This window comes from Pseudomonas sp. ATCC 43928, assembly GCF_005938665.2.
Lineage (GTDB): Bacteria > Pseudomonadota > Gammaproteobacteria > Pseudomonadales > Pseudomonadaceae > Aquipseudomonas.
The window spans coordinates 3,913,192-3,936,636 of the sequence record NZ_CP041753.1; the positions used below are offsets into that span (position 1 = coordinate 3,913,192).

The window sequence follows — 23,445 nt, forward strand, 5'->3', positions numbered from 1 at the left end:
GCAGGATGTGGGGCGGCTTCGCCACCCAGCGGGAGCAAGCTCCCTCGCCACAGGATGATGCGAAAAAACCAATGCCCACCAGAGGCAGTACCTCAATTAACCGTGAGGCCAACACCGTGATCAAGACTTTGAACCACCTCCCGCATCCCCATGAGGACGCGGCCGCCCTCGCCGGCCATTTCACCGACCTGGCGCCGCCGCTCAACGAGCGTCAGGCGCATCTGGAAGCCTCGCGCTGCCTGTATTGCTACGACGCGCCGTGCGTGAACGCGTGCCCAAGCGACATCGACATTCCATCGTTCATCCGCAATATCCATCAGGAAAACGTGCAGGGTGCGGCGCAGAAGATCCTCTCGGCCAACATCCTCGGTGGCAGTTGTGCCCGGGTCTGTCCGACGGAGATCCTCTGCGAGCAAGCCTGCGTGCGCAACAACGCCCAGGAATGCGCGCCGGTACTGATCGGCCTGCTGCAACGCTATGCCGTGGACAACGCACACTTCAGCGAACACCCGTTCCAGCGCGCCGCCGCAACCGGCAAGCGCATCGCCGTGGTGGGTGCAGGCCCGGCCGGTTTGTCCTGCGCGCACCGCAGCGCCATGCACGGCCATGACGTAGTGATTTTCGAGGCCCGGGAAAAGGCCGGTGGCCTCAACGAATACGGGATCGCCAAGTACAAGCTGGTGGACGACTACGCGCAGAAGGAGCTTGAGTTCCTGATGGGGATTGGCGGGATCGAGATTCGTCACGGGCAGAAACTCGGCGACAACCTGACCCTCAGCGAACTGCATCAGCAATTCGATGCGGTGTTCCTCGGCCTGGGCCTGGCCGCCAGCAAACAACTGGGCCTGCCCAACGAGGATGCCCCCGGCCTGCTCCCCGCCACCGACTACATCCGCGAACTGCGCCAGGCCGATGACCTGACGCAACTGCCGCTGGCCGAACGCTGCATCGTCCTCGGTGCCGGCAACACCGCCATCGACATGGCCGTGCAAATGGCCCGTCTCGGTGCCCGGGACGTGAACCTGGTGTACCGCCGTGGTGTCGCGGACATGGGCGCCACCGGTCACGAACAGGACATCGCCAAGGCCAATCAGGTGCGGCTGTTGACCTGGGCGCAACCCGAAGAGGTGCTGCTCGACGATCAGGGCAATGTGCGCGGCATGCGCTTCGCCCGTACCCGCCTGGTGGAAGGTCGCCTGCAAACCACCGGCGAAACCTTCGAACTGGCCGCCGACGCGATCTTCAAAGCCATCGGCCAGACCTTCGACACTTCCGCCCTCGCCGACCCGCTGGCCCGTGAACTCAAGCGTCAGGGCGATCGCATCCTCGTCGACGAGCAGCTGCGCACCAGCATTCCCGGCGTGTATGCCGGTGGCGACTGCACCAGCCTCGATCAGGACCTCACCGTGCAAGCCGTGCAGCACGGCAAGCTGGCCGCCGAGGCGATCAACGCTCAACTCATGCTCAACGTGGAGGCTGCGTAAATGGCCGATCTCTCGATTGTCTTCGCCGGCATCAAGGCCCCCAACCCGTTCTGGCTCGCTTCCGCGCCGCCGACCGACAAAGCCTACAACGTGGTCCGCGCGTTCGAGGCCGGCTGGGGAGGCGTGGTCTGGAAAACCCTGGGGGAAGACCCGGCGGCGGTCAACGTGTCGTCACGCTACTCGGCGCACTTCGGTGCTAACCGTGAAGTCATGGGCTTCAACAACATCGAGCTGATCACCGACCGTTCGCTGGAGATCAACCTGCGGGAAATCACCCAGGTCAAAAAGGACTGGCCGGACCGCGCACTGATCGTGTCGCTGATGGTGCCCTGCGTCGAGGAGTCGTGGAAAAACATCCTGCCGCTGGTGGAAGCCACCGGCGCCGATGGCATCGAGCTGAATTTCGGTTGCCCCCACGGCATGCCGGAACGGGGCATGGGCGCGGCGGTCGGCCAGGTGCCAGAATACGTCGAACAGGTCACGCGCTGGTGCAAGACCTATAGCTCGTTGCCGGTGATCGTCAAACTCACGCCGAACATCACCGACATCCGCGTCGCCGCCCGTGCCGCCCACCGTGGCGGCGCCGATGCGGTGTCGTTGATCAACACCATCAATTCGATCACCAGCGTCAATCTGGAGCGCATGGTCGCCAATCCCGCCGTCGGCAGCCAAAGCACCCACGGCGGTTATTGCGGCTCGGCGGTGAAGCCGATTGCGTTGAACATGGTCGCCGAGATCGCCCGCGACCCGCAGACCCAGGGCTTGCCGATCAGCGGCATTGGCGGCATCGGCAGTTGGCGCGATGCGGCGGAATTCATTGCCCTGGGCAGCGGCTCGGTGCAGGTGTGCACGGCGGCGATGCTGCATGGCTTCCGGATTGTCGAGGAGATGAAGGACGGTTTGTCACGCTGGATGGACAGTCAGGGCTACGCCAGCGTGTCGGACTTTTCCGGGCGTGCGGTGAGCAATACCACGGACTGGAAGTACCTGGACATCAACTATCAGGTGATTGCGAAAATCGATCAGGAGGCGTGCATCGGTTGCGGTCGCTGCCACATCGCTTGCGAAGACACCTCGCACCAGGCGATTGCCAGCCTCAAACAGGCCGATGGCACGCATAAATATCAAGTGATCGATGAGGAGTGCGTGGGCTGCAACCTGTGCCAGATCACCTGCCCGGTGCAGGATTGCATCGAGATGGTCCCGGTGGATACGGGCAAGCCGTTTCTGGATTGGAACCATGATCCCCGCAATCCCTACCATGTCACGGTTTGAGGGCTGAAGATCAAGGGATCACAGCCTCGTTGCACTCTGTAGGAGCTGTCGAGTGAAACGAGGCTGCGATCCCTTGATCTATGGCTCCAACCCGATCCCTCGCAAGATCACACTGGTCACCGTCTGCACCGCCCGTTCGAACTGCATGTCCGACAACGGCTGATGATCATTCAGGATGTTCACCTGATGATCGAAGTCGGCGTAGTGCTGGGTCGAGGCCCAGATCATGTACAACAGGCTGGAAGGCTCCACCGGCAGGATGCGTTTGTCTTCCACCCACTGGCGAATTTTCGCTTCCTTCATCTTGGCCCAGTCGTACAGGCTCGCGTCCAGCTTCTCACCGAGGGTCGGAGCGCCGTGGATGATTTCGTTGGCCCAGACTTTCGAACCGTACGGCCGGCTGCGGGAATGGTTCATCTTGGCGCGGATGTAGCTGCTAAGCACCACGCGCGGGTCGTCGAACATCTCGAAGCACAGGGCGTCTTGCTTCCAGACCTCCAGCAAACCCAGGAGCACCGCGCTGTACAGATCGCTCTTGGTGCTGAAGTAGTAATGCAGGTTGGAGCGCGGCAGTTGCACTTCAGCGGCGATGTCGGCCATGGCGGTGCTGCCGAAACCTTTTTCGGCGAAGACCTTTTCGGCCGCCAACAGGATTTTTTCGACGTTACTGCGACGAATCTCGATCTTGTGATTGCCCATGAGGGCTCCCTGACAACAGCGTTGCTCAAGACTAGCATCCGCTCTACGTCGCGGCGACAGGGGAAAACGAAACTTCGTACAGCGGCCCTGCGGCAGGTAAACTGCCCGCCACTTTGAACCTGCCGCTGAGGTCTTCACGATGCTGCTCAAGAACGCCCTGACCACCGCTGCCCTGCTCGGCTCGCTGCTCGCCGCCTCATCGGTGTTTGCCCACGCCCATCTGAAAAGCCAGACCCCGGCGGCCGACAGCTCGGTGAGCGCGCCAACGGAACTGCGCCTGGTGTTTTCCGAAGGGGTTGAAGCAACGTTCACCAAAGTGAAAATCAGCAAGGACGGTGCCGACGTACCGGTAAAAAGCCTCGCCACCGAAGGCAGCGACAAGAAAACCCTGGTCGTCACCCCGGCAGCGCCGTTGGCCGCTGGCGATTACAAGGTCGAATGGCACGCCGTGTCGGTCGACACCCATAAAAGTGAAGGCGCCTACCGCTTCAAGGTGGGTCAGTAATTCATGACCGAGGCGCTGGTGCTGTGCCGCTTCCTGCATTTCACCGTGGTGCTGATGCTGTTTGGGGCCTGGGTGTTCAGGCCTTTGCTGTTGGGCCGCGAAACGAAATGGCTGGATCCGGCACTGGCGCGAGTGACCCGCTGGCTCAGCGTGGTGGCGTTGCTCAGCGGCGTCGGCTGGTTGCTGCTGATCACCGCCAGCATGGCCAGTTCCCCGGAGGCGGCATTCGACCCGACGACGCTGAACCTGGTACTGAGCAATACCTTTTTCGGTCAGGTATGGCGCTGGCATCTGCTGCTCAATCTGTTGCTCGTGGCATTGTTGTTGACGCCCTGGCGTTCCAACATGGCCTGGCGCATCGGCCTTTCCAGCCTGCTGCTGGCGACCCTGGCCCCGGTCGGTCATGGCGCCATGCTCGACGGCCTGCAAGGCCAACTGTTAATCCTCAACCAGATTGTTCACCTGACGTGCGTCGGCGCCTGGCTCGGTGGGTTGATGTTGCTGGTGATGATCCTGCGCCAACCGGACGATCATCCCTTGAGCGCGATACTGCAACGCTTCAGCGGGATCGGTTACGCGTTGGTGGCGGGGTTGGTGATGACCGGCCTGATCAACGTGCGCGTACTGACCGGCGTGTTCTGGCCGACGCCGTTGCTGTCCGGGTTTGCGCTGATTCTGTTGATCAAGGTTGTGCTGGTGATCGCGATGCTGGGGTTGGCGCTGTTCAATCGGCTGCGGGTCAAGGATTGCCAGCAGCGTCCGGGGCTGTTGCGCACCAGCGTCATGCTGGAATGGATACTGGGGATCGGCGCGGTAGCGGCGGTTTCACTGCTGGGCACCCTGCCCCCGATGACCATTGCCTGAAACACACCTCCCACAGGTTTTTGCGGTGGTCATGGATTATTGGGATCACCCGCGGCAGCGGTATCAATACTCACCACCACCGACATCCCCGGCCGCAGCCGTTCGCTCTGTTCCTGATCGGCATCGACGCTGATCCGCACCGGCACCCGCTGGGCGATCTTGACGAAGTTGCCAGTGGCATTGTCAGCCTGCAGCAGACTGAACTCGGAGCCTGTGGCCGGTGAAATCCGCTGCACCCGCCCGTGAAATTTCTGGTGGTTCAGCGCATCGACGGTGAAGCTCACCGGCTGGCCGACCCGCACGTTGTCCATCTGGGTTTCCTTCATGTTGGCGATCACCCACAACTGGTTCGGCACCAACGCCATCAGCTGCGCCCCGGAGTTGACGTAGGCGCCAAGGCGCACGCCGATCTGCCCGAGTTGACCGTCGCGCGGCGCCACCACGCGGGTGTTCGACAGGTCGATCCGCGCCAGTTGCACCGCCGCTTCAGCACTGGCCACCGCCGCTTCCAGCGAGCCGCGATTGACGATCACCGTTTGCAGATCCTGGCGGGCGATGTCCAGATTGGCCTGGGCTTGCGCCACGGCGGCAACGGTCTGGGCGTTGGCGGCCAGGGTCACGTCCAGCTCGCGTTTCGACACCGAGCCATCACCGACCAGCTCTTTGTTGCGGCGCAAATCCGCTTCACTTTTGCGCAACTGTGCCTGGGCGTCGGCGACGGCGGCCTGACGCAATTTGATGGTCGCTTCGGCGCTGTTGCGTTGCTGCACCACGTTGGCCAGCGCGGCTTTCTGCACCGCCAGTTGTGCCAGGGATTGATCGAGACGCTGCTTGTAGATGCGGTCGTCGAGGCGCACCAGTAAATCCCCGGCCTTCACAAACTGGAAATCCTGCACCGGCACTTCGTACACGTAACCGCTGAGTTGCGGGCCGATGATCGTCACCTGCCCGCGCACCAGGGCGTTTTCCGTGGTCTCGACCGCGCTGCTGAACGGTGGCAGTTGCCAGGCGTACAACACGATCAGTACACCGACGAGAGCAATCGCCGCAAAGCCCAGGGACGAGATGATCCGCACCCCCAGCGAGCGCGGTTCAGAGCCCGGCGAGGATGGCGGCGTCACGCCTTCGGGGGTGGCGGCAATAGTGTTGGTTGTCGTGGTGGTCGGTTCGGTCATGAAGAAGTGGCACCGCTGGATTGTTTGGTTGGAGTGGCAGGCGCCGGGGCAACGGCTTGGGTAGTGCTCATCAGCCACAGGGCGCGAATGGAAATCCAGATCATGGTCAGCACCGCGATCACGGCAATCAGCATGAACACATCGTTATAGGCCAGGACATTAGCCTCGCGAGTGGCGGCAGCGGCCAGGCTACGGATGCCCTGCAGGTTGCGCAGGCTCGGATCGGCAATTATCGAGCCGACCGCGTTGCCGCCGCTCTGGACCCGCGCCGCCACACGCGGGTCGAGCAACGTCAGCTGCTCGACGATGTGACTGGAATGAAACTTCTCGCGCGCGATCTGGAACGTCCCCAGCAGTGCCGCGCCGATCAAGCCGCCGAGGTTCTGACAGATACCGAACAGCACCGAGAAACTCACCAGGTTGCGCGGGCTGGACAGCACGTTACGCATGCCGAAGACCATGGTCGGCCCGAGGAAGAACGTCCCGCCGAAGGCCAGCAGAAACTGGCTGAAATACAGGTTTTCCGGGCGGGTCAGGTTGTTCGAATAACTGTCCATCACCGAACCGACCGCCATCAGCGCCAGGGAGATGTTCAGCGGCATGATCAGGTGCTTGGGGTCGATGGTCAGGGCGCTGGTGACCAGGCCGGCGACACTGCCGATCAACATCACCACATACAGGCTGTGCAGCTGTTGACTGCTCATGTTCAGCGTCTGCATGAACCCCACCGCGCCGGTGGACTGTTCCGACGTCACCATGCGAATCAGGATCACCGCCAGGGCCAGGCGGATCATCGCCCCGCTGCCGAGCCAGCGGGTCATCAGCATCGGGTTGCTGCGATTGTGCTCGATGGCCAGGCCCGTGAGGATCAACACGATCGAAGCCGCCGAGGCCACGCCGATCCACTGCGCTTCCAGCCACCAGTCGATCCGCCCCAAAGACAACACCGCGCAGAGCAAGGCCACGCCGGTGGCGAGGATGGCGAAGGTCAGGAAGTCGAGTTTTTCGAAGGTCTTGAAGCGGTCACCCGGCGGCAGTTTCAGCAGAAACACGCAGCCCAGGGACAACAGCGCCATGCCCAGTTCGAACAGGTACAGCCCGCGCCATTCGGCGATCTGCAGCAGGTCTTCGGAAAACAACCGCGCCATGGGCAAAGCCAGTTGCGAGGTGCCGAGGCCCAATACCAGCGCCTTCATCCGCCATTTCGCCGGGAAGGCCTGGATCATGTAATACAGGCCCAACGAACTCAGCGCTGCGCCGACCATGCCGTGGGCCGCGCGCACGGCGATCGCCGAACTCAGGTCGTTGACGAACAAATGGCCGAAGGTCACCAGCGCATAAAGCATCAGGAACACTTCGGTGAAAGCCCGCAGGCCGAACTGCTGACGAAACTTCACCAGCAGAAGGTTCATCGACACGTTGGTCATGACGTAAGCCGCCGGCAGCCAGGCCATCTCGGCCGTGGTCGCGCCCAGCGCGCCTTGCAGATACGGCAGGTTGGCGACCACCAGCGAGTTGCCAAGACCACCGGTCAATGCCACCAACACCCCCACCAGCGCGTAGGCCAGCCGCCTGGGGTTGGAGTGCAACGGCGTCGAGGGCGATCCGGGCAGGCTGGGCCGCTCGTGGGGCTGCCAGTCGCGCGGGGTGTAGTGATCCATTCGATGGCCTTGGTTCAAGGAGTGTGGTCAGTTTGCCACAGCTGAAACACAAATCCCTCGCCACAGGCTTACTCCCGCACTGGACGGTGTGTTCGGCGGGATTCGTAAATTCTGTTTAAAAGTCTTCTCGCCCGTAGCGGATTTTTCCGGGGCAATCCAAATGACACCCTCACGGCACTGTTCAACTCAAAAGGTGCCCCCTATGACCACTGCCCGCTGGCAACGCTCCCCCCGCCTGCTGAAAAATCTGCTGGCCGCCGCCCTGCTGCTGCCGTCCCTCGCGTTCGCCCAGGAACGCCCGTGGCCGGATGGCTCGCAACTGGTGATTTCGTTCTCCATGCAATTCGAAACCGGCGGCCAGCCCGACGGTGCCGAAAGTCCGTTCTCCGGCACTCCATTGCCCAAGGGTTACCCGGACATGCCGGCACAGACCTGGTTCGACTACGGCTACAAGGAAGGCCTGTGGCGGATGCTCGACTTGTGGGACCGCAACGGCATCAAGGTCACGTCCCATGTGGTGGGCGAAGCGGCATTGAAACACCCTGAACTGGTGCGGGCGATCGCCGATCGCGGCCATGAAGTCGCCGCCCATGGCATGCGCTGGGCCGACTCCTACAACATGAGCTACGAGCAAGAGAAGGCCTTCATCGGCGACGGCGTCGAGGCGGTGCAGAAACTCACCGGCCAGCGCTCGGTGGGCTACAACGCCAATTGGCTGCGGCGCAGCCCCAATACCCTGAAAGTGCTGCAGGATCTGAACTTCACCTATCACATCGATGACGTCAGCCGTGATGAGCCGTTTGTGACACTGGTCCGTGGCAGGAAATTCGCCGTGGTGCCTTACACCCTGCGCAACAACGACATTGTGCTGATCGAAGGCCGGCACTTCTCGGCGCAACAGTTCTACCGGCAATTGGTGCTGGAATTCGACCGCCTGTACGCCGAAGGTGCCAGCCAGCGGCGGATGATGTCGGTGAGTCTGCATGACCGCATCGGCGGCACCCCGGCGATGGTCGAGGCGGTGGAGCGTTTTATCCGTTACGCCAAGTCCCATCCGAAGGTCAGCTTCATGCGCAAGGATCAGATTGCCCAGATCGTGCTGACCGAAAAGAACCCGCTGATCGATAACACCGAGGCGGCGTACAACCACTGAGCCAAATCACCGCCAAAACCGGAATGAAAAGATCGCAGACTGCGATCTTTTCATCGGCTCGCTACGCCAACAACTGACTCAACACCGCACGCAACTTGCCGGGTTTCACCGGTTTGTTCAGCAATGGCGCGTCGAGCCGCTGCAACGAGCGTCGACACTGATCGGTGCGGTCGGCGGTGATGATCACCGCCGGTATCGTCCGGCTGAAATGCTCGCGCAGATGCCGGACCACTTCACAGCCCACCACCCCGTGATCGAGGTGGTAATCCGCCAGAATCAGTTCCGGCGCCTGCCCCTGCAAAGCCACCAGCGCGGTGGCCTCATCGGTGGCGGTGACCACCTCGCAGCCCCACTGCCCGAGCAGTGCGCTCATGCTTTCAAGGATGCTGACTTCGTTGTCCAGCACCAGCAGGCGGCGCCCCGGCAGCGGGTTGCCGGTGCTCGGCTGCGGCGCGGCCTGGCTGATCGGCAGTGGAATCTCACGGGAAATCGGCACCTCGATGCTGAACATCGAACCGCGCCCTGGCCGCGAATGCACCTGAATCCGGTAATCGAGGATCTTGGCGATGCGTTCGACAATCGCCAGTCCCAGGCCCACGCCCTTGCGATCGGCGGCGCGGCCAACGTCCAGTTGGTTAAATTCAAGGAAGATCGAATCGAGACGATCCGCCGGGATCCCGCGCCCGGTGTCCCAGACTTCGATTCGCAGTACGTCGCCCCGGCGCCGGGCACCCAGCAGGATGCTGCCGTCGTCGGTGTAGCGGCAGGCATTGCTGAGGAAGTTGCGCAGAATCCGCGTCATCAGCCGCAAGTCGGTATGAATCGCGTAATCACCCATGTGCACCCGCAGGTTCAACCCGGTCGCCGCGGCCACCGACTGAAACTCCGAAACCAGTGGCGCGAACAATTCATCGAGGCGGTACAGGGCGATGTCCGGCTTTACCGCGGCCTGATCGAGCCGGGAAATATCCAGCAGATCGGTGAGCAAGTCCTCGGCCCCTTCCAGCGCCTGATGCGTGCGTTCCACCAACACCTGCTCGACGTCGGGCAGCTTGCGCTCGCGCAAGGTCGAGATCAGCAAACGCGCGGCGTTGAGCGGTTGCAGCAGGTCGTGACTGGCGGCGGCGAGGTATTTGTCCTTGCTGCGATTGGCCGCTTCGGCGGCATCACGGGCGTCGCGCAAGGCTTCGGCGATCTGTTTACGCTCGGTGATCTGTTGTTGCAGATTGCGGTTGGCGTCCAGCAACTCATTGGTGCGCGCGGTGACCCGTTGCTCCAGTTGATCATTGAGCTGTTGCAAGCGCTCCTGGGCCTGTTTTCGTTCGGTGATGTCGGCGACGAACCCCTCCACCAGGCCTTCCTGATCCGGTTTGAGCAGCAGGTTCATCAACACGTCGAGGACAGTGCCGTCCTTGCGCCGCAGCTGGGTTTCATAGCCCAGCAGGCTGCGCTCACGCTGGAGGACCTCGCCGATGCCTTCCAGCTCTTGCGCGCCGCCGACGAACAGCGTGCCCGCCAGGTCCGTCAGGGAAAACAGCACCTCCTGCGGGTCCTGATAGCCAAGCATCCGCGCCAGCGCCGGGTTGGCGGCGCGCATGCCTTCCTGCAGGCTGGCCTGGAAGATTCCGTGCACGGCGTTTTCGAACAGCCATTTGTAGCGGTTGCGCTCGGCCTCCAGTTCATCCAGGCGCGCGGCCAGTTCCGGGTAATGACTCTTGCGCGCCGAGTGATTGCCCAGCCCGAGTAACCCGGTCAGCGCCCGTTGCTGTTCGTCAGAGGGCTTCGCCATAGACGACCTCGACGTCGCGCTGACTGGACTCGCGCGGGTTGGTAAGGATGCAGGGGTCATCCATGGCATGTTGCGACAGGAACGGAATGTCCGACGTGCTCACCCCGTGCAGGCCCAGGGTTTCGTGGAAGCCGATGGCGTGTTTGAGGGCGATCAAGTGGTCGACCAGACGTCCGCAGATCTGCCGGTGATTCAGGCCGCGACAATCGATGCCGAAGGTCTCGGCGATCACCTTGAAGCGCTCCGGCGCCGAGCTGTAGTTGAACGCCACCACGTGTTCCACCAGCACCGCGTTGCACAAGCCGTGAGGCAGATCGAGGAATCCACCGAGGCTGTGGGACATGGCGTGCACCGCGCCGAGGATCGCGTTGGAGAACGCCAGCCCGGCCTGCATGCTGCCGAGCATGATCTTTTCCCGCAGGGCGATGTCGTTCGGGTTGGCGATCATCTGCACCAGATTGCCGTTGATCAGCCGCATCGCCTCCAGCGCGTGGGGATCGGTGAGCGGCCCGTGGCCGGTGGAAACGAAGGCCTCGATGGCGTGGACCAACGCGTCGATGCCGGTACAGGCCGACAGGAACGGGTCCATGCTCAGGGTGGTTTCCGGGTCGATCAGCGACACGTCCGGCACCGCAGCCTTGCTGACGATGGAGAATTTCATGCGTTCTTGCTGATTGGAGATGATCACGAACTGCGACACATCGGCCGACGTGCCGGCGGTGGTCGGGATCAGGATCAGCGGCGGGCTGGGCATGCGCAGGGTGTCCACACCCTCGAATTCAAGAATGTTGCGCCCGTGGGCGACGACGATGCCGATGCCCTTGCCGCAATCCATCGGGCTGCCGCCGCCGACCGCGACGATCACATCGCAGTGATTCTCCCGGTACAGCTCGGCGCCGAGCATCACTTCCTCGATCCGCGGGTTGGGCGAAACGTCGCTGTACACAAAGTAATCGATGCCCTGGGCTTGCAGGCTGGCCTCGACATCGGCGACCCAACCGGCGGCGATCACACCGGGGTCGCTGACCACCAGCACCTTGCGGGCGCCGAAGGTCTTGGCGTAATTGCCGACGTTATGCCGACAGCCGGCACCGAAGATGATTTCAGGTGAAACGAATTTACGCAGTTGACTGAGATTCTGGCTCATTGGAAAGCCTGTTTTTATTGTTTTGAAAGGTAAAGCCAACACTAAAGCATCCGGCTGCGAATGCAATCAGACCAATGGGTAGCAACTACCGGGGGTGGGGGCTTCGCGTTCGCAATTTATCCGCGATAGATCAGCCGCGAAGCCTTTTCATTGCGCAATGTCAGGTGTTCCATGCCCTGCCCCGGCGCGTCGGCTTCGTCCCGGGCCTTGAGGATGACGCTGTGGTGCGGCGACTTGCTGCACACCGGGTCGGCGTTGCTCGCGTCCCCCGTGAGCATGAATGCCTGGCAGCGGCAGCCGCCCAGGTCCTTATGTTTTTCATCGCAGGAACGGCACGGCTCTTTCATCCAGTCATCGCCGCGAAAACGATTGAAGCCGAAGGAGTCGTTCCAGATGTGTTCGACGCTGTGCTCGCGCACATTGGGGAACTGCACCGGCAGCTGACGCGCGCTATGACAAGGCAACGCCGTGCCGTCCGGGGTGATGTCGAGAAACAGGTTGGCCCAGCCATTCATGCAGGTCTTGGGGCGCTCTTCGTAATAGTCCGGGGTGACGAAAATCAGCTTGCACGGGTGGCCCTCGGCCTCAAGCCGCTGGCGATACTCGTTGGTGATGCGCTCGGCGCGCTGTAATTGTTCGCGGGTCGGCAACAGGCCGACGCGGTTGAGTTCGGCCCAGCCGTAGAACTGGCAGGTCGCCAACTCGACGAAATCCGCCTCCAGCTCCAGGCACAGTTCGATGATCTGCGCGATCTGGTCGATGTTGTGCCGATGGGTGACGAAGTTCAGCACCATCGGGTAGCCCTGGGCTTTCACTGCCCGGGCCATGGCCAGTTTCTGGGCGAAGGCCTTGCGTGATCCAGCGAGCATGTTGTTGACCGCTTCGTCGGCGGCCTGAAAGCTGATCTGGATGTGGTCCAGCCCGGCGACCTTGAAGTCGCGGACCTTCTGCTCGGTCAGGCCGATACCCGAGGTGATCAGGTTGGTGTAGTAACCCATGTCCCGCGCGGCCTTGATCAGCTCGGCCAGGTCCTGGCGCACCAACGGCTCGCCACCGGAAAACCCCAGTTGCGCGGCGCCCATCTCCCGGGCCTCGCGGAACACCCGGATCCACTCTTCCGTGCTCAACTCCTCACCCTGTTGGGCGAAATCCAAGGGATTGGAGCAATACGGGCATTGCAGCGGGCAGCGATAGGTCAGCTCCGCCAACAGCCACAACGGTGGGCCGGGTTGCTGCTCGATCGCGTTCACAGGGCGATCCCCCGGTGCCAGACCCGCTCGGCGGTGACCGTGTGATACGGCGGGCGGTCCAGCTCATAGGCCATACTCATCGCGTCGAGCATGCTCCACAGCACATCAAGCTTGAACTGCAGAATCTCCAGCATGCGCTGCTGGCCCTCGACCGTGACGTAATGCGCCAGGGTGATGCGCAAGCCATGCTCGACATCGCGCCGGGCCTGGCTCAGGCGCGTACGGAAATAGTCGTAACCGGCCGGGTCGATCCATGGGTAATGGCTGGGCCAGGCGTCGAGCCGAGACTGATGGATCTGCGGTGCGAACAGTTCGGTCAGCGAACTGCTGGCCGCTTCCTGCCAACAAGCACGGCGGGCGAAATTGACGTAGGCGTCCACGGCAAATCGCACACCCGGCAGCACCAACTCTTGCGAGAGAATTTGTTCGCGATCCAGCCCCACCGCTTCGCCCAGACGCAACCAGGCTTCGATGCCGCCTTCGCTGCCGGGGACTCCGTCATGGTCGAGAATCCGTTGCAGCCATTCCCGCCGCACGTCGCGGTCCGGACAGTTGGCGAGGATTGCCGCGTCCTTCAGGGGAATGTTCACCTGATAGTAGAAGCGATTGGCGACCCAGCCCTGGATCTGCTCGCGGGTGGCGCGCCCGGCGTACATGGCTTGGTGGAATGGGTGGTGGATGTGGTAATAGGCGCCTTTGGCGCGCAGGGCCGCTTCGAATTCAGTGGGGGTCATGGGAGTATCAGTCATTGCGGTTCTCCGGGGAATAACCGTTGGGTTCTGCGATGAGGCCATCCGCTACAGCTCAATACTCATGCCGTCATAAGCCACTTCAATCCCCCGCCGTTCCAGCAACGCCCGCTCGGCCGAGTCTTCGTCGAGGATCGGGTTGGTGTTGTTGATGTGGATCAGCACCTTGCGCTGGCGATTGAAGCCCTCCAGCACTTCGAGCATCCCGCCGGGACCGCTTTGCGGCAGGTGGCCCATTTCGCGGCCCAGGCTCTGGCCGACTTCACATACGCGCATTTCATCGTCGCGCCACAGCGTGCCGTCCAGCAGCAGGCAATCGGCGCGCTGCATCCAGCTCAATACCTCGGCGTCAACCTGCCCCAGACCCGGCGCATAGAACACCGATGCTCCGTTGCGCAGGTCTTCGATGAACAGGCCGATGGTGTCCCCCGGCTGCGGGTTGCCACGGTTGGGGGAATACGGCGGTGCGTTGCTGACCAATGGAATGGCGCGAAATTGCAGGTGTTGGCAGGCTGCGATGCTGAACGGCTCACGGTCCAGTTCGATCGGTTTCCACTGCAAACCACCGTTCCAGTGTTTGAGCATGGTGAACAACGGGAAGCCGCTGCTCAGGTCTTCATGCACCCGCTCGGTGCACCAGACCGAATGCGGGCAGCCTTCGCGCAGGCTCAACAGGCCGGTGCAATGGTCGATCTGACTGTCCAGCAGGACCACGCCGGCAATCGCCGTGTCACGCACGCGGCGGGCCGGTTGCAGCGTCGGGAAGCTTTCGAGTTGGGCGCGGATGTCTGGTGAAGCATTGCAGAGTATCCATTCCACACCGTCGTCGCTCAGGGCAATGGACGACTGCGTACGGCGTTGCGCACGCAGGTTGCCGTGACGCATCGCCGCGCACTGGCGGCAGTTGCAGTTCCATTGCGGAAAACCGCCGCCGGCGGCGGAACCGAGAACGCGGATGTGCATGGCAGGCTCCAGAAAGCAGGCCCGGCCAACGCGACGGCTGACCGGGCGATCAATCAACGGTTGGCGAAATACATCGTCACTTCGAAGCCAATGCGCAGATCGGTAAACGCGGGTTTATGCCACATGGGTCATTCCTCTTCTTGTGCCGGACGATTCCGGTGGAGCCATTAATGCACGGGGCGCCGACTGCCCGAATGCTACTTTCGAAGGAGGTGGCGGCGTGCGTTGGTAGGGGGGCGCGCAGATCTTAAGCACCACACAAAATCCTGTGGGAGCGGGTTTGCCCGCGATAGCGGAATGTCAGTCAACGAATGTGTTGAATGTGACGACGCCTTCGCGGGCAAGCCTCGCTCCTACAGGGATGCGCGGACCTCACGGCCAACACATAACCTGTAGGAGCGAGGCTTGCCCGCGAAGGCCATCACCCGGTTTCAGGTCGGATCAGAAGAACCCCAGCGGATTGATGTCGTAGCTCACCAGCAGGTTTTTGGTCTGTTGGTAATGGTCGAGCATCATCTTGTGGTTCTCACGGCCGACACCGGACTTCTTGTAGCCACCGAACGCGGCGTGGGCCGGGTACAGGTGGTAGCAGTTGGTCCAGACGCGCCCGGCCTTGATCGCCCGGCCCATGCGGTAGGCGCGGTTGATGTCGCGGGTCCACAGGCCCGCACCGAGGCCGAACTCGCTGTCGTTGGCGATTGCCAGGGCTTCGGCTTCGTCCTTGAAGGTGGTGACACCCACCACCGGGCCGAAGATTTCTTCCTGGAACACGCGCATTTTGTTGTGGCCCTTGAGCAGCGTCGGCTGGATGTAATAGCCGCTGGACAAGTCGCCTTCCAGACGCTCGGCCGCGCCACCGGTGAGCAGTTCGGCGCCCTCCTCCTGGGCGATTTTCAGGTACGAGAGGATCTTGTCGTATTGCTGCTCGGACGCCTGGGCGCCGACCATGGTCTCGGTGTCCAGCGGGTTGCCGCGCTTGATCTTGACGATCTTCTTCATCACCTCGGCCATGAACGGCTCGTAGATCGATTCCTGCACCAGTGCCCGCGACGGACAAGTGCAGACTTCGCCCTGGTTGAAGAACGCCAGCACCAGACCTTCGGCAGCTTTTTCGATGAACTGTGGCTCGGCGTTCATGATGTCTTCGAAGAAGATGTTCGGCGACTTGCCGCCCAGCTCGACGGTGCTTGGAATGATGTTCTCGGCTGCGCAATGCATGATGTGCGCGCCCACCGGGGTGGAACCGGTGAAGGCGATCTTGGCGATGCGCTTGCTGGTGGCCAGCGCTTCACCGGCTTCGCGACCGAAGCCCTGGACGATGTTCAGCACGCCGGCCGGCAGCAAATCGGCGATCAGCTCGGCGAACACCATGATCGACAGCGGTGTTTGCTCGGCGGGTTTGAGCACGATGCAGTTGCCGGCCGCCAGCGCCGGGGCGAGTTTCCACGCGGCCATCAGCAGCGGGAAGTTCCACGGAATGATCTGCCCGACCACGCCCAGTGGTTCGTGGAAATGATAGGCGGTAGTCAGTTCGTTGATTTCAGCGGCACCGCCCTCTTGAGCGCGGATGCAACCGGCGAAGTAACGGAAGTGGTCGGCGGCCAGCGGCACGTCAGCGTTGAGGGTTTCGCGCACGGCCTTGCCGTTGTCCCAGGTTTCGGTGACGGCGAGGATTTCCAGGTTCTGTTCGATGCGGTCAGCGATTTTCAGCAGCACCAGCGAGCGGTCCTGCGCCGAGGTTTTGCCCCAGGCATCAGCGGCGGCATGGGCGGCGTCGAGAGCCTTTTCGATGTCGGCGGCGCTGGAGCGCGGGAATTCGGCGATCACTTCACCGGTGACCGGTGAGGTATTGGTGAAGTACTCGCCATTGACCGGGGCGACGAACTCGCCGCCGATGAAATTGCCGTAGCGCGGTTTGAAGGAAACGATGGCGCCAGGTGTTCCGGGTTGTGCGTAGATCATGATGGGCCTCTGTCTGGGTCGATGCCTGTCAGGCCAACAGGCGATGAACCGATAGTAGAGAGCCCCGAGTGCCAGACGAATGCGCCGTTGGCAGGGGGACTCTCGTTATTTGGTAGTAGAAGGCGCCGCTGTGTCAGCGGGCTTTTGTGGCGAGGGAGCTTGCTCCCGTTCGGCTGCGAAGCAGTCGTAAATCCAAACGACTCGGTTGGGGCCGGGAACGTTGGGGGCGGCTTCGCAGCCCAGCGGGAGCAAGCTCCCTCGCCACAGGTCATTCATCGCCACTCAGGTTGTGGTTGCCAGGGTTAGTGCTTGGCAACCAGGTCCTTCGGCAGCTTGAAGGTCCACAGCATGCCGCCCTGGTTGAAGTCCTTGATGCGCTTGGCCACTTCGCCGCCCCACAGCGGTACCGCGCCGCCCCAGCCGGAGAGCACCGAAACGTATTGTTCGCCATCCATTTCCCAGGTGATGGGCGAGCCGAGCACGCCGGAGCCGGTCTGGAATTCCCAGACTTTCTCGCCGGTCTTGGCGTTGAACGCTTGTAGGAAACCTTCCGGCGTACCGGTGAACACCAGGTTGCCCTTGGTGGTCAGCACCCCGCCCCACAACGGCGCGAAGTTCTTGTGGCGCCAGACTTCCTTGCCGGTTTTCGGGTCGATGGCGCGCAGCACGCCGATGTAGTCTTCATTCAATGGCTTGATGGTGAAACCGGCGCCGAGGAACGCCGCGCCTTTTTTATAGGCGATGCCTTCGTTCCAGATGTCCATGCCCCACTCGTTGGACGGCACATAGAACAAGCCGGTGTCGCGGTTGTAGGCCATCGGCATCCAGTTTTTCGCCCCCAGGAACGCCGGCGCTACAAACACCGAACTGCCTTTGGCCTCGGAGCCCGGTGCACCCGGACGGCTGTCTTCGTTGTAGATCGGCCGACCGTTTTTATCCAGGCCACTGGCCCAGGTGATCTTGTCCACGAACGGGAAGCCGCGGATGAATTTGCCGTTGGTGCGATCCAGCACATAGAAGAAACCGTTACGGTCCGCGGTGGCCGCGGCTTTGATTTCCTTGCCGCCTTCGTTGTAGTTGAACGACACCAGTTCGTTCACGCCGTCATAGTCCCAGCCGTCGTGAGGGGTGCTCTGGAAGTGCCATTTGATCGTGCCGTCATCCGGGTTCAGCGCCAGGCGCGAGGACGAGTAAAGGTTGTCGCCAGGGCGCAGGTGCGAGTTCCAGGGTGCCGGGTTGCCGGTGCCGAACAGCAGCAGATTGGTTTCCGGGTCGTAGTAGCCGCCCAGCCACGGCGCCGCGCCGCCGGTTTTCCACAAATCGCCCGGCCAGGTCTTGCCCGCTTCGCCGCCGGAGATGCCGTTCTCTACGGCCTTGCCGTCTTTGTAGACGTAGCCCATGTGGCCTTCGACCGTTGGCCGGGTCCACAGCAGGTCGCCGTTTTTCGGGTCGTAGGCTTCGATCTTGCCCACCACCCCGAACTCGCCACCGGCAACGCCAGTGATCAGTTTGCCGTTGATCACCAGAGGCGCGGCGCTGATGGAGTAGCCTTCCTTGTGGTCGGCGACTTTCTTGCTCCATACCACTTTGCCGGTGTCTTTATTCAGGGCCACGAGCTTGGCGTCGAGAGTGCCGAAGATCACCAGGTCGCCATACAGCGCCACGCCACGGTTGATCACGTCACAGCACGGACGGATGTCATCCGGCAGGCGCGCGTCGTATTGCCAGAGCTTGCGGCCGGTGCGCGCATCCACGGCGAACACCCGTGAGTAGGAACCGGTCATGTACATCACGCCGTCCTTGATCATCGGCTGCGCTTGCTGACCGCGCTGTTTTTCACCGCCGAACGAAAAGGCCCAGACCGGGCGCAGGTCTTTCACGTTGTCGACATTGAGGGTGTCCAGCGGGCTGTAGCGCTGACCCTGGACGCCCAGGCCATTGGTGACGACCTGTTCCGGATTCTTCGGATCCTGGAGGATGTCTTGATCGGAGACTGCGGCCATTGCCTGGCCGGACAACAGCATGGCACTGAGCAGCACGCTCAAGACGAAGGGTTGGCGACGTGCGGGTTGGGTCATGACGGCTACCTCTGCGGTTTTTGTTATACCCGGGAAATTTTCCCGGTCTGGTGCAGATTCTTGGGCGCCGCCGCCCTTGCAACAATTGCCCGCAATGCGGAGATTTCTAGTTCCTTGGTAGCGGGTCGGATGATGCCAATCAACGAAGGCTCACCACAAAGGATGCGTCGTATCTGAGACGGACTACTGATCCTTGCCGGAATCCACCCGCGTCATCTGCGCGCGCTCATAGCGCGGGTACAAATGGCTGACGCTGCGGATCAGCTCATAACGGCTCAGGTTGATCCCGGCGAAACGTTCAGGAATGGGGCTGCGGATCATCTCGGCCATGTCGCTGCCGTTCGCCGCACCCTCGCGCATGAGTTGATCGAGCCAGGAGAGGTAATCGCGCATTTGCTCGAACGGTTTGCTGTCCGTTGCCACGGGGCCATGACCGGGGACGATCAGCGTCCACGGCAGCCCCTGAAGCGTGGCGATATCCGCCAGCCACACCGACAACCCCGGGCTGTTCGGCGTGGTCAGGGCCCGCTGATAAAACACCAGATCCCCGGCAAACAGCACGCCGGTTTTCTGGTCGAGAATAGCCAGATCCGCGCCGGTGTGCCCACCCAGACTCAGCAGCCGCAAATCGTGGTTCCCAAAACTTTGCACGCCAGGCGTCAGCGTCTGCGTCGGCAACACCACTTCGGTGCCGCGCATCCAGTCACCCACCAGTCGATACATGTTCTCGGCCATCGCATCACCCTGTTGATGCAACAGCTCGGTGGTGCCGGCCAGTGCACCAATCGGCACGTCGATGAAGGCCTGATTGCCCAGCACATGGTCGGGATGGTGATGGGTCAGCAACACCTGGATCACCGGTTTATCGGTGGTTGTGGCAATCGCTTTGCGCAGGGCCTCGCCGTAGCGCTTCGATGGCCCGGTGTCGATCACCACCACCCCTTGCCCGGTGACGATGAACGCGGTGTTGACGATGTTGCCGCCGTTGTTCTTGGCGAAGTTATCGGTGCTGCCCTCAAGCAGCCAGGTGTCTTCGGCAATCTGTCGGGGCTTGAGTGCGTAATCGGGATCGGCCAGGGTCGGCAGGCTCACACAGATGAACAACAACAGCATCCAGCGCATCACACGCTCCTTGGGTCAGGGTATGGCCGCATCGAATTGATTGCCGCTGTTGTCGCGCAGTATCAGGCGCGTCTGCCCCGCACCTTCGATGTCGAAAGCCAGGTTGGGGTTCTCGCTGACCGCCGGGAACAGCTCCAGACGCGCCAGTACCCGGTCGTCTGAGTCCCGCAGCTCGGCCTGGTTGAGGAAAAATTCCGGGATGCCGCTGACCATGCCGTTGTCCATCGGATGCGCCACCTGCAAACGCACGCGACTGAACTCACCACGGGGATAATGACCGCCAAGCACTTCGCCGATGTGTTCTTCCCAGCCCGGCTGGGTGCGCACCACGCTCGGCGCCGTGCAACCGCCGCCGGCCGCGTCGATCAGGGTCGAGCCGACATGCCACAGCCCGTCGCGAGTCAACACCGCCGCGCGCAATGGCGTGGCCTGTTCAACGCGGATGCGGATCGACAGCCAGGGCAGCACACCGGTCAAAGGCTCGAAGTCGACGATTTTCGGCAGCGGGTTGAGTTCGGCCCAGGCAAGGATTCGCACCACTTCGCCCTTGAACGCCCGAGCGTCGATTTCCAACGGCACTTGCCGGGCGTCTTCGGCGAACGGCGGTGCCAGCAGCTTGACCCGCTCGTCGAACACGAACGGTGCGTCGCCAAGCATCTGCTTGTGATAGAACGCCCACATCACCGACGGCACCGGATCGACCTCAACCGCCTGCGCGGCCAAGGGCAACCAGCAGGCCAACAGCCAACGCGCGCGCCAGTTCATTGTTGATACATCTCGGGCACGTCATAGCGCAGGCCGTAATGGGCATAAATGCTTTTGAGCGTGCCCTCGCGAATCAACGTTTCCAACGCCTCTTCCACGGCATAGGCCAGTTGCCGGTTGCTTTCATGCACCGCCATGCCGATCTCCCAGCGTTGCTTGCCCATGTTCGGATAGGCGTTTTCCGCCAGCGCCACTTGCGGGTCGGCGGCCTGATGCACCTGCCAGTCGATCTCGCCGCGCATCGCCATCACCGCGTCGACTTCACCGGCCTTCATCGCGGCAAACGCCTGGGGCACGCCGGGGTAATGGTGGGTCTTGGCGGCGAGCATGCCGTTGAACACCGAGGTCAGGTAAAACGACGGCACACTGTCGACTTCGACGCCAATCGGGTGCTGCTGGAACACCGCGACGCTGGCCACCGAGTCCAGCCGACGACGGTCATACGCCACCTGCCATTGCTCGGTCTGGTACGGCCCGAACATCACCACATGGCCGTTCTCCAGTTCGCCCAGCTCATTGCGTTTCTGTGAGTAATCGCGGTCGTAGGGGACGCGCATCATCAGGTCGGCCAGTTGCTGATTGTGCAGCTGACTGGCCCGCCAGATGTAATCGCGCAGGTCGTCGTCGAGCTTCTCTCCGGCGGGCGCCCAGATCAGTTTCAGGCGTACCCCCATGGCCTTGGCCAAGGCCTGGGCGAGTTCGACATCGACTCCACGAGGCTGGCCGGCATCTTCGAAACTGTAGGGCGCGAAGTCCTTGTAGACCGCGACTTTCAGCTCGGCGGCGGCGATCATTTCGTCATAGGTCCGGACCTGTGCCTGCGCTGCCTGGCAGCACAACCACACAGCGCTGATCAACACCGCGAGCAGGCGCATGGGTCACTCCTCGACGTGCACGCTGTCCAGGTAGGTGCGTACCGCCCACAAGGCTTCCTGACTCAAATAGTCAGCCATCTTCGGCATGTACACTCGGCCATCACGCACGGCGCCATGGCGCACCCGTTCGACGAACCACTCGTCACCGGCTTCGGCGACGTCGAGCTTGCGCAAGTCAGGGGCGATGCCGCCGGACTTGGCTTCCAGACCATGACAGGCCGCGCAGTTCTGGTTGTAGGCCGAAGAGCCGATTTCCAACGCTTTATCGTGCTCCGGAGAGGAACGATACGGGTTCACCGCCGCCCAACCATCGGCATCGACCTGCACACCGGCATCCTTGATCGGGGTCAGTCCCTTGGTTTCGACGGCCTGGGGTACCACGTTGCCGTGAGCCCAGACGGAACCTGCGCTGATGAAGCCGGCCAGCAGTCCGGCAACGAGCAAGGCGTTGCGTTTTGTTGTCATTGTTATGCCCTCAAGATTGCACGCAGAACCTCTTTACAGAGGCTATGGCAGCCATCTTAGGAACCCCGTCGCACCAGCCCTATGCTGCTTTGGTGGTCGCGACCTACTCCCTTGGTAGTAGGGCTTGTGGTGAGCCGCCCAAGTGTTTCCCACGCCGTTACTACCTTGGTACTGGCCCATCGGTACTTTCTGCATATTTCCCCGCCCGTCCAGGGTTCCTATGCTGGCGCTACCTGTGATGGAGTGCCTTATGCGCCAGCTCGCCCCTTATGCCTTGATCTACCTGCTGGCGATCGCCTGCGCCGCCGGGTTGGCGACCCAGAGTCAGGCGGCGGATGCTCCGTTGCAGGTGCGGATCGGCTACCTAGGGTATCGCCCCGATCCCGGGCCATTGCTGTCGAACGTTATTCCTGAACCGACCGATGCCGGCCTGCGGGGCGCTGAACTGGCAATCATCGACAGCAACAGCACCGGGCACTTTCTCAACCAGCGCTACGAGTTGGTCAGCGCCAATGTCGACAACCCCGACGCCTTGCTCGAAGCCGCCAAAGCCCAACACGAACAAGGCCTGCGCCTGTTTGTGGTGAATGCTCCGGCGGAAAACCTGCGCCGACTCAGCGCTGTGCTACCCGACAGCCTGCTGTTCAATGCCGGCAGCCCCGATGACAGCCTGCGCACTACCGATTGCCTGCCGAACGTGCTGCACAGCCTGCCGAGCCGGGCGATGCTGGCCGATGCGCTGGCGCAGTTTCTGGTGCTGCGCAAATGGCAACGGGCGCTGCTGATCGTCGGCCCGACCGCCGACGATCAAGCCTATGCCGCCGCCCTGCGCCGGGCGGCGAAACGCTTCGGCCTGCAACTGGTGGCGGAGAAAGCCTGGAGCTTCGATAACGATCAACGGCGCAGCGCCCAGGCCGACATGCCGTTGTTCACCCAAACCGCCGAGTACGACGTGGTGCTGGTCGCCGATGAACGCGGCGATTTCGGCGAGTACGTGCCCTACCAGACCTGGTACCCACGGCCGGTCGCCGGCACCCAGGGCCTGACCCCGGTGGGCTGGCACAAGACCGTGGAAACCTACGGTGCCGCGCAGTTGCAAAAACGCTTCGAAGCCCTGGCCGGGCGCTGGATGAACGATAGGGACTTCGCCGCGTGGATGGCGGTGCGCAGCATCGCCAGCGCGGTGGGCAAATTGCGCCAGGTCGATGCGATGGCGATTCGTACGCTTGAAATCAGCGAGCAATTGCCGCTGGACGGCTTCAAGGGTCGCAAGCTCAGTTATCGGCCATGGAACGGTCAGTTGCGCCAACCGATTCCCATCGTGCAACCCCGGGCGCTGGTCAGCACGTCGCCGCAAGACGGTTTCCTGCACCCCTTCAACGAAATGGACAGCCTGGGTTACGACAAAGCCGAGGTCAGCTGCCGCTTTCCCTGAAAGCCCTACCACCACAACAACAAGGAATC

Annotated in this window: 21 protein-coding genes; 6 read left to right on the forward strand and 15 right to left on the reverse strand. The window is 62.2% G+C overall.

Features of this window, described 5'->3' with window-relative positions; all coding sequences use genetic code 11:
* The first annotated feature begins 116 nt into the window (after nt 1-116).
* Nucleotides 117-1,484 carry an NAD(P)-dependent oxidoreductase gene (locus FFH90_RS17750; protein WP_138867746.1) on the forward strand — a complete coding sequence of 456 codons (1,368 nt, stop codon included), beginning with the start codon at nt 117-119 and terminating at the stop codon, nt 1,482-1,484.
* Entirely contained in the window at nt 1,485-2,759 is a 1,275-nt protein-coding gene (gene preA / locus FFH90_RS17755; RefSeq protein ID WP_138867747.1) for an NAD-dependent dihydropyrimidine dehydrogenase subunit PreA, read from the forward strand.
* Between the two features lie 78 nt (nt 2,760-2,837).
* On the opposite strand, the gene FFH90_RS17760 is transcribed toward preA, so the two are convergent.
* Nucleotides 2,838-3,458: a TetR/AcrR family transcriptional regulator gene (locus tag FFH90_RS17760; RefSeq protein ID WP_138867748.1), complete on the reverse strand. Its 621-nt coding sequence runs from the start codon at nt 3,456-3,458 to the stop codon at nt 2,838-2,840.
* A gap of 139 nt (nt 3,459-3,597) precedes the next feature.
* On the opposite strand from FFH90_RS17760, the gene copC reads away from it, so the two are divergent.
* Both copC and copD read left to right on the forward strand, forming a co-directional pair.
* Nucleotides 3,598-3,963, forward strand: a complete 366-nt coding sequence (gene copC / locus FFH90_RS17765) for a copper homeostasis periplasmic binding protein CopC (protein ID WP_138867749.1) — start codon at nt 3,598-3,600, stop codon at nt 3,961-3,963.
* Between the two features lie 3 nt (nt 3,964-3,966).
* Nucleotides 3,967-4,827 carry a copper homeostasis membrane protein CopD gene (gene copD / locus FFH90_RS17770; RefSeq protein WP_138867750.1) on the forward strand — a complete coding sequence of 287 codons (861 nt, stop codon included), beginning with the start codon at nt 3,967-3,969 and terminating at the stop codon, nt 4,825-4,827.
* A gap of 29 nt (nt 4,828-4,856) precedes the next feature.
* Here copD and FFH90_RS17775 read toward each other — a convergent pair whose 3' ends face one another.
* Both FFH90_RS17775 and FFH90_RS17780 read right to left on the reverse strand, forming a co-directional pair.
* Nucleotides 4,857-6,002: an HlyD family secretion protein gene (locus FFH90_RS17775; protein WP_138867751.1), complete on the reverse strand. Its 1,146-nt coding sequence runs from the start codon at nt 6,000-6,002 to the stop codon at nt 4,857-4,859.
* The gene (locus FFH90_RS17780; protein ID WP_138867752.1) at nt 5,999-7,663 is read right to left on the reverse strand and encodes an MFS transporter; all 1,665 of its coding nucleotides are present in this window, start codon (nt 7,661-7,663) and stop codon (nt 5,999-6,001) included. The genes FFH90_RS17775 and FFH90_RS17780 overlap by 4 nt, the downstream gene beginning before the upstream one ends.
* 202 nt (nt 7,664-7,865) lie before the next feature.
* Between FFH90_RS17780 and FFH90_RS17785 the strand changes: the two genes are divergently transcribed.
* Nucleotides 7,866-8,816, forward strand: coding sequence for a polysaccharide deacetylase family protein (locus FFH90_RS17785; protein WP_138867753.1), 951 nt, complete (start codon nt 7,866-7,868; stop codon nt 8,814-8,816).
* 61 nt (nt 8,817-8,877) lie between these two features.
* On the opposite strand, the gene FFH90_RS17790 is transcribed toward FFH90_RS17785, so the two are convergent.
* From FFH90_RS17790 to pedF, 12 genes are all read right to left on the reverse strand, one after another.
* Nucleotides 8,878-10,605: a NahK/ErcS family hybrid sensor histidine kinase/response regulator gene (locus tag FFH90_RS17790; protein ID WP_111453495.1), complete on the reverse strand. Its 1,728-nt coding sequence runs from the start codon at nt 10,603-10,605 to the stop codon at nt 8,878-8,880.
* Nucleotides 10,589-11,752, reverse strand: a complete 1,164-nt coding sequence (gene ercA / locus FFH90_RS17795) for an alcohol dehydrogenase-like regulatory protein ErcA (RefSeq protein ID WP_018929698.1) — start codon at nt 11,750-11,752, stop codon at nt 10,589-10,591. Before ercA ends, FFH90_RS17790 begins: the two co-directional genes overlap by 17 nt.
* A 116-nt stretch (nt 11,753-11,868) precedes the next feature.
* Nucleotides 11,869-13,002, reverse strand: coding sequence for a pyrroloquinoline quinone biosynthesis protein PqqE (gene pqqE / locus FFH90_RS17800; RefSeq protein ID WP_064618299.1), 1,134 nt, complete (start codon nt 13,000-13,002; stop codon nt 11,869-11,871).
* Nucleotides 12,999-13,751 carry a pyrroloquinoline-quinone synthase PqqC gene (gene pqqC, locus FFH90_RS17805; protein ID WP_018929700.1) on the reverse strand — a complete coding sequence of 251 codons (753 nt, stop codon included), beginning with the start codon at nt 13,749-13,751 and terminating at the stop codon, nt 12,999-13,001. Before pqqC ends, pqqE begins: the two co-directional genes overlap by 4 nt.
* Nucleotides 13,752-13,799: 48 nt before the next feature.
* Nucleotides 13,800-14,714 (reverse strand): pyrroloquinoline quinone biosynthesis protein PqqB, encoded by a 915-nt coding sequence (gene pqqB, locus FFH90_RS17810; protein WP_138867754.1) that lies wholly within the window; start codon nt 14,712-14,714, stop codon nt 13,800-13,802.
* Between the two features lie 53 nt (nt 14,715-14,767).
* Nucleotides 14,768-14,839, reverse strand: a complete 72-nt coding sequence (gene pqqA, locus FFH90_RS17815) for a pyrroloquinoline quinone precursor peptide PqqA (RefSeq protein ID WP_081499480.1) — start codon at nt 14,837-14,839, stop codon at nt 14,768-14,770.
* 316 nt (nt 14,840-15,155) lie between these two features.
* Nucleotides 15,156-16,676: an aldehyde dehydrogenase family protein gene (locus FFH90_RS17825; protein ID WP_019648895.1), complete on the reverse strand. Its 1,521-nt coding sequence runs from the start codon at nt 16,674-16,676 to the stop codon at nt 15,156-15,158.
* A gap of 302 nt (nt 16,677-16,978) precedes the next feature.
* Nucleotides 16,979-18,754 carry a PQQ-dependent methanol/ethanol family dehydrogenase gene (locus tag FFH90_RS17830; RefSeq protein ID WP_018929703.1) on the reverse strand — a complete coding sequence of 592 codons (1,776 nt, stop codon included), beginning with the start codon at nt 18,752-18,754 and terminating at the stop codon, nt 16,979-16,981.
* 183 nt (nt 18,755-18,937) lie between these two features.
* Nucleotides 18,938-19,876: a quinoprotein relay system zinc metallohydrolase 1 gene (locus tag FFH90_RS17835; protein WP_138867755.1), complete on the reverse strand. Its 939-nt coding sequence runs from the start codon at nt 19,874-19,876 to the stop codon at nt 18,938-18,940.
* A gap of 15 nt (nt 19,877-19,891) precedes the next feature.
* Entirely contained in the window at nt 19,892-20,641 is a 750-nt protein-coding gene (locus FFH90_RS17840) for a quinoprotein dehydrogenase-associated SoxYZ-like carrier (protein ID WP_138867756.1), read from the reverse strand.
* Nucleotides 20,638-21,516, reverse strand: a complete 879-nt coding sequence (locus FFH90_RS17845; protein WP_111453491.1) for an ABC transporter substrate-binding protein — start codon at nt 21,514-21,516, stop codon at nt 20,638-20,640. Before FFH90_RS17845 ends, FFH90_RS17840 begins: the two co-directional genes overlap by 4 nt.
* Before the next feature lie 3 nt (nt 21,517-21,519).
* Nucleotides 21,520-21,981 carry a cytochrome c-550 PedF gene (pedF, locus tag FFH90_RS17850; RefSeq protein ID WP_018929707.1) on the reverse strand — a complete coding sequence of 154 codons (462 nt, stop codon included), beginning with the start codon at nt 21,979-21,981 and terminating at the stop codon, nt 21,520-21,522.
* A 250-nt stretch (nt 21,982-22,231) separates the two neighbouring features.
* Here pedF and FFH90_RS17855 point away from each other — a divergent pair, with 250 nt between their 5' ends.
* Nucleotides 22,232-23,416 carry an ABC transporter substrate-binding protein gene (locus FFH90_RS17855; protein ID WP_138867757.1) on the forward strand — a complete coding sequence of 395 codons (1,185 nt, stop codon included), beginning with the start codon at nt 22,232-22,234 and terminating at the stop codon, nt 23,414-23,416.
* Nucleotides 23,417-23,445: the final 29 nt, after the last annotated feature.

Bases quoted from the DNA above. Each gene is read 5' to 3' on its own strand.
- preA (WP_138867747.1), top strand. From the start codon at position 1,485: ATGGCCGATCTCTCGATTGTCTTCGCCGGCATCAAGGCCCCCAACCCG.
- copD (WP_138867750.1), top strand. From the start codon at position 3,967: ATGACCGAGGCGCTGGTGCTGTGCCGCTTCCTGCATTTCACCGTGGTG.
- pqqB (WP_138867754.1), bottom strand. From the start codon at position 14,714: ATGCACATCCGCGTTCTCGGTTCCGCCGCCGGCGGCGGTTTTCCGCAA.
- FFH90_RS17835 (WP_138867755.1), bottom strand. From the start codon at position 19,876: ATGCGCTGGATGCTGTTGTTGTTCATCTGTGTGAGCCTGCCGACCCTG.
- FFH90_RS17775 (WP_138867751.1), bottom strand. From the start codon at position 6,002: ATGACCGAACCGACCACCACGACAACCAACACTATTGCCGCCACCCCC.
- copC (WP_138867749.1), top strand. From the start codon at position 3,598: ATGCTGCTCAAGAACGCCCTGACCACCGCTGCCCTGCTCGGCTCGCTG.
- FFH90_RS17785 (WP_138867753.1), top strand. From the start codon at position 7,866: ATGACCACTGCCCGCTGGCAACGCTCCCCCCGCCTGCTGAAAAATCTG.
- ercA (WP_018929698.1), bottom strand. From the start codon at position 11,752: ATGAGCCAGAATCTCAGTCAACTGCGTAAATTCGTTTCACCTGAAATC.
- FFH90_RS17855 (WP_138867757.1), top strand. From the start codon at position 22,232: ATGCGCCAGCTCGCCCCTTATGCCTTGATCTACCTGCTGGCGATCGCC.
- pqqC (WP_018929700.1), bottom strand. From the start codon at position 13,751: ATGACTGATACTCCCATGACCCCCACTGAATTCGAAGCGGCCCTGCGC.
- FFH90_RS17790 (WP_111453495.1), bottom strand. From the start codon at position 10,605: ATGGCGAAGCCCTCTGACGAACAGCAACGGGCGCTGACCGGGTTACTC.
- FFH90_RS17780 (WP_138867752.1), bottom strand. From the start codon at position 7,663: ATGGATCACTACACCCCGCGCGACTGGCAGCCCCACGAGCGGCCCAGC.
- FFH90_RS17845 (WP_111453491.1), bottom strand. From the start codon at position 21,516: ATGCGCCTGCTCGCGGTGTTGATCAGCGCTGTGTGGTTGTGCTGCCAG.
- FFH90_RS17830 (WP_018929703.1), bottom strand. From the start codon at position 18,754: ATGACCCAACCCGCACGTCGCCAACCCTTCGTCTTGAGCGTGCTGCTC.
- FFH90_RS17760 (WP_138867748.1), bottom strand. From the start codon at position 3,458: ATGGGCAATCACAAGATCGAGATTCGTCGCAGTAACGTCGAAAAAATC.
- FFH90_RS17825 (WP_019648895.1), bottom strand. From the start codon at position 16,676: ATGATCTACGCACAACCCGGAACACCTGGCGCCATCGTTTCCTTCAAA.
- pedF (WP_018929707.1), bottom strand. From the start codon at position 21,981: ATGACAACAAAACGCAACGCCTTGCTCGTTGCCGGACTGCTGGCCGGC.
- FFH90_RS17840 (WP_138867756.1), bottom strand. From the start codon at position 20,641: ATGAACTGGCGCGCGCGTTGGCTGTTGGCCTGCTGGTTGCCCTTGGCC.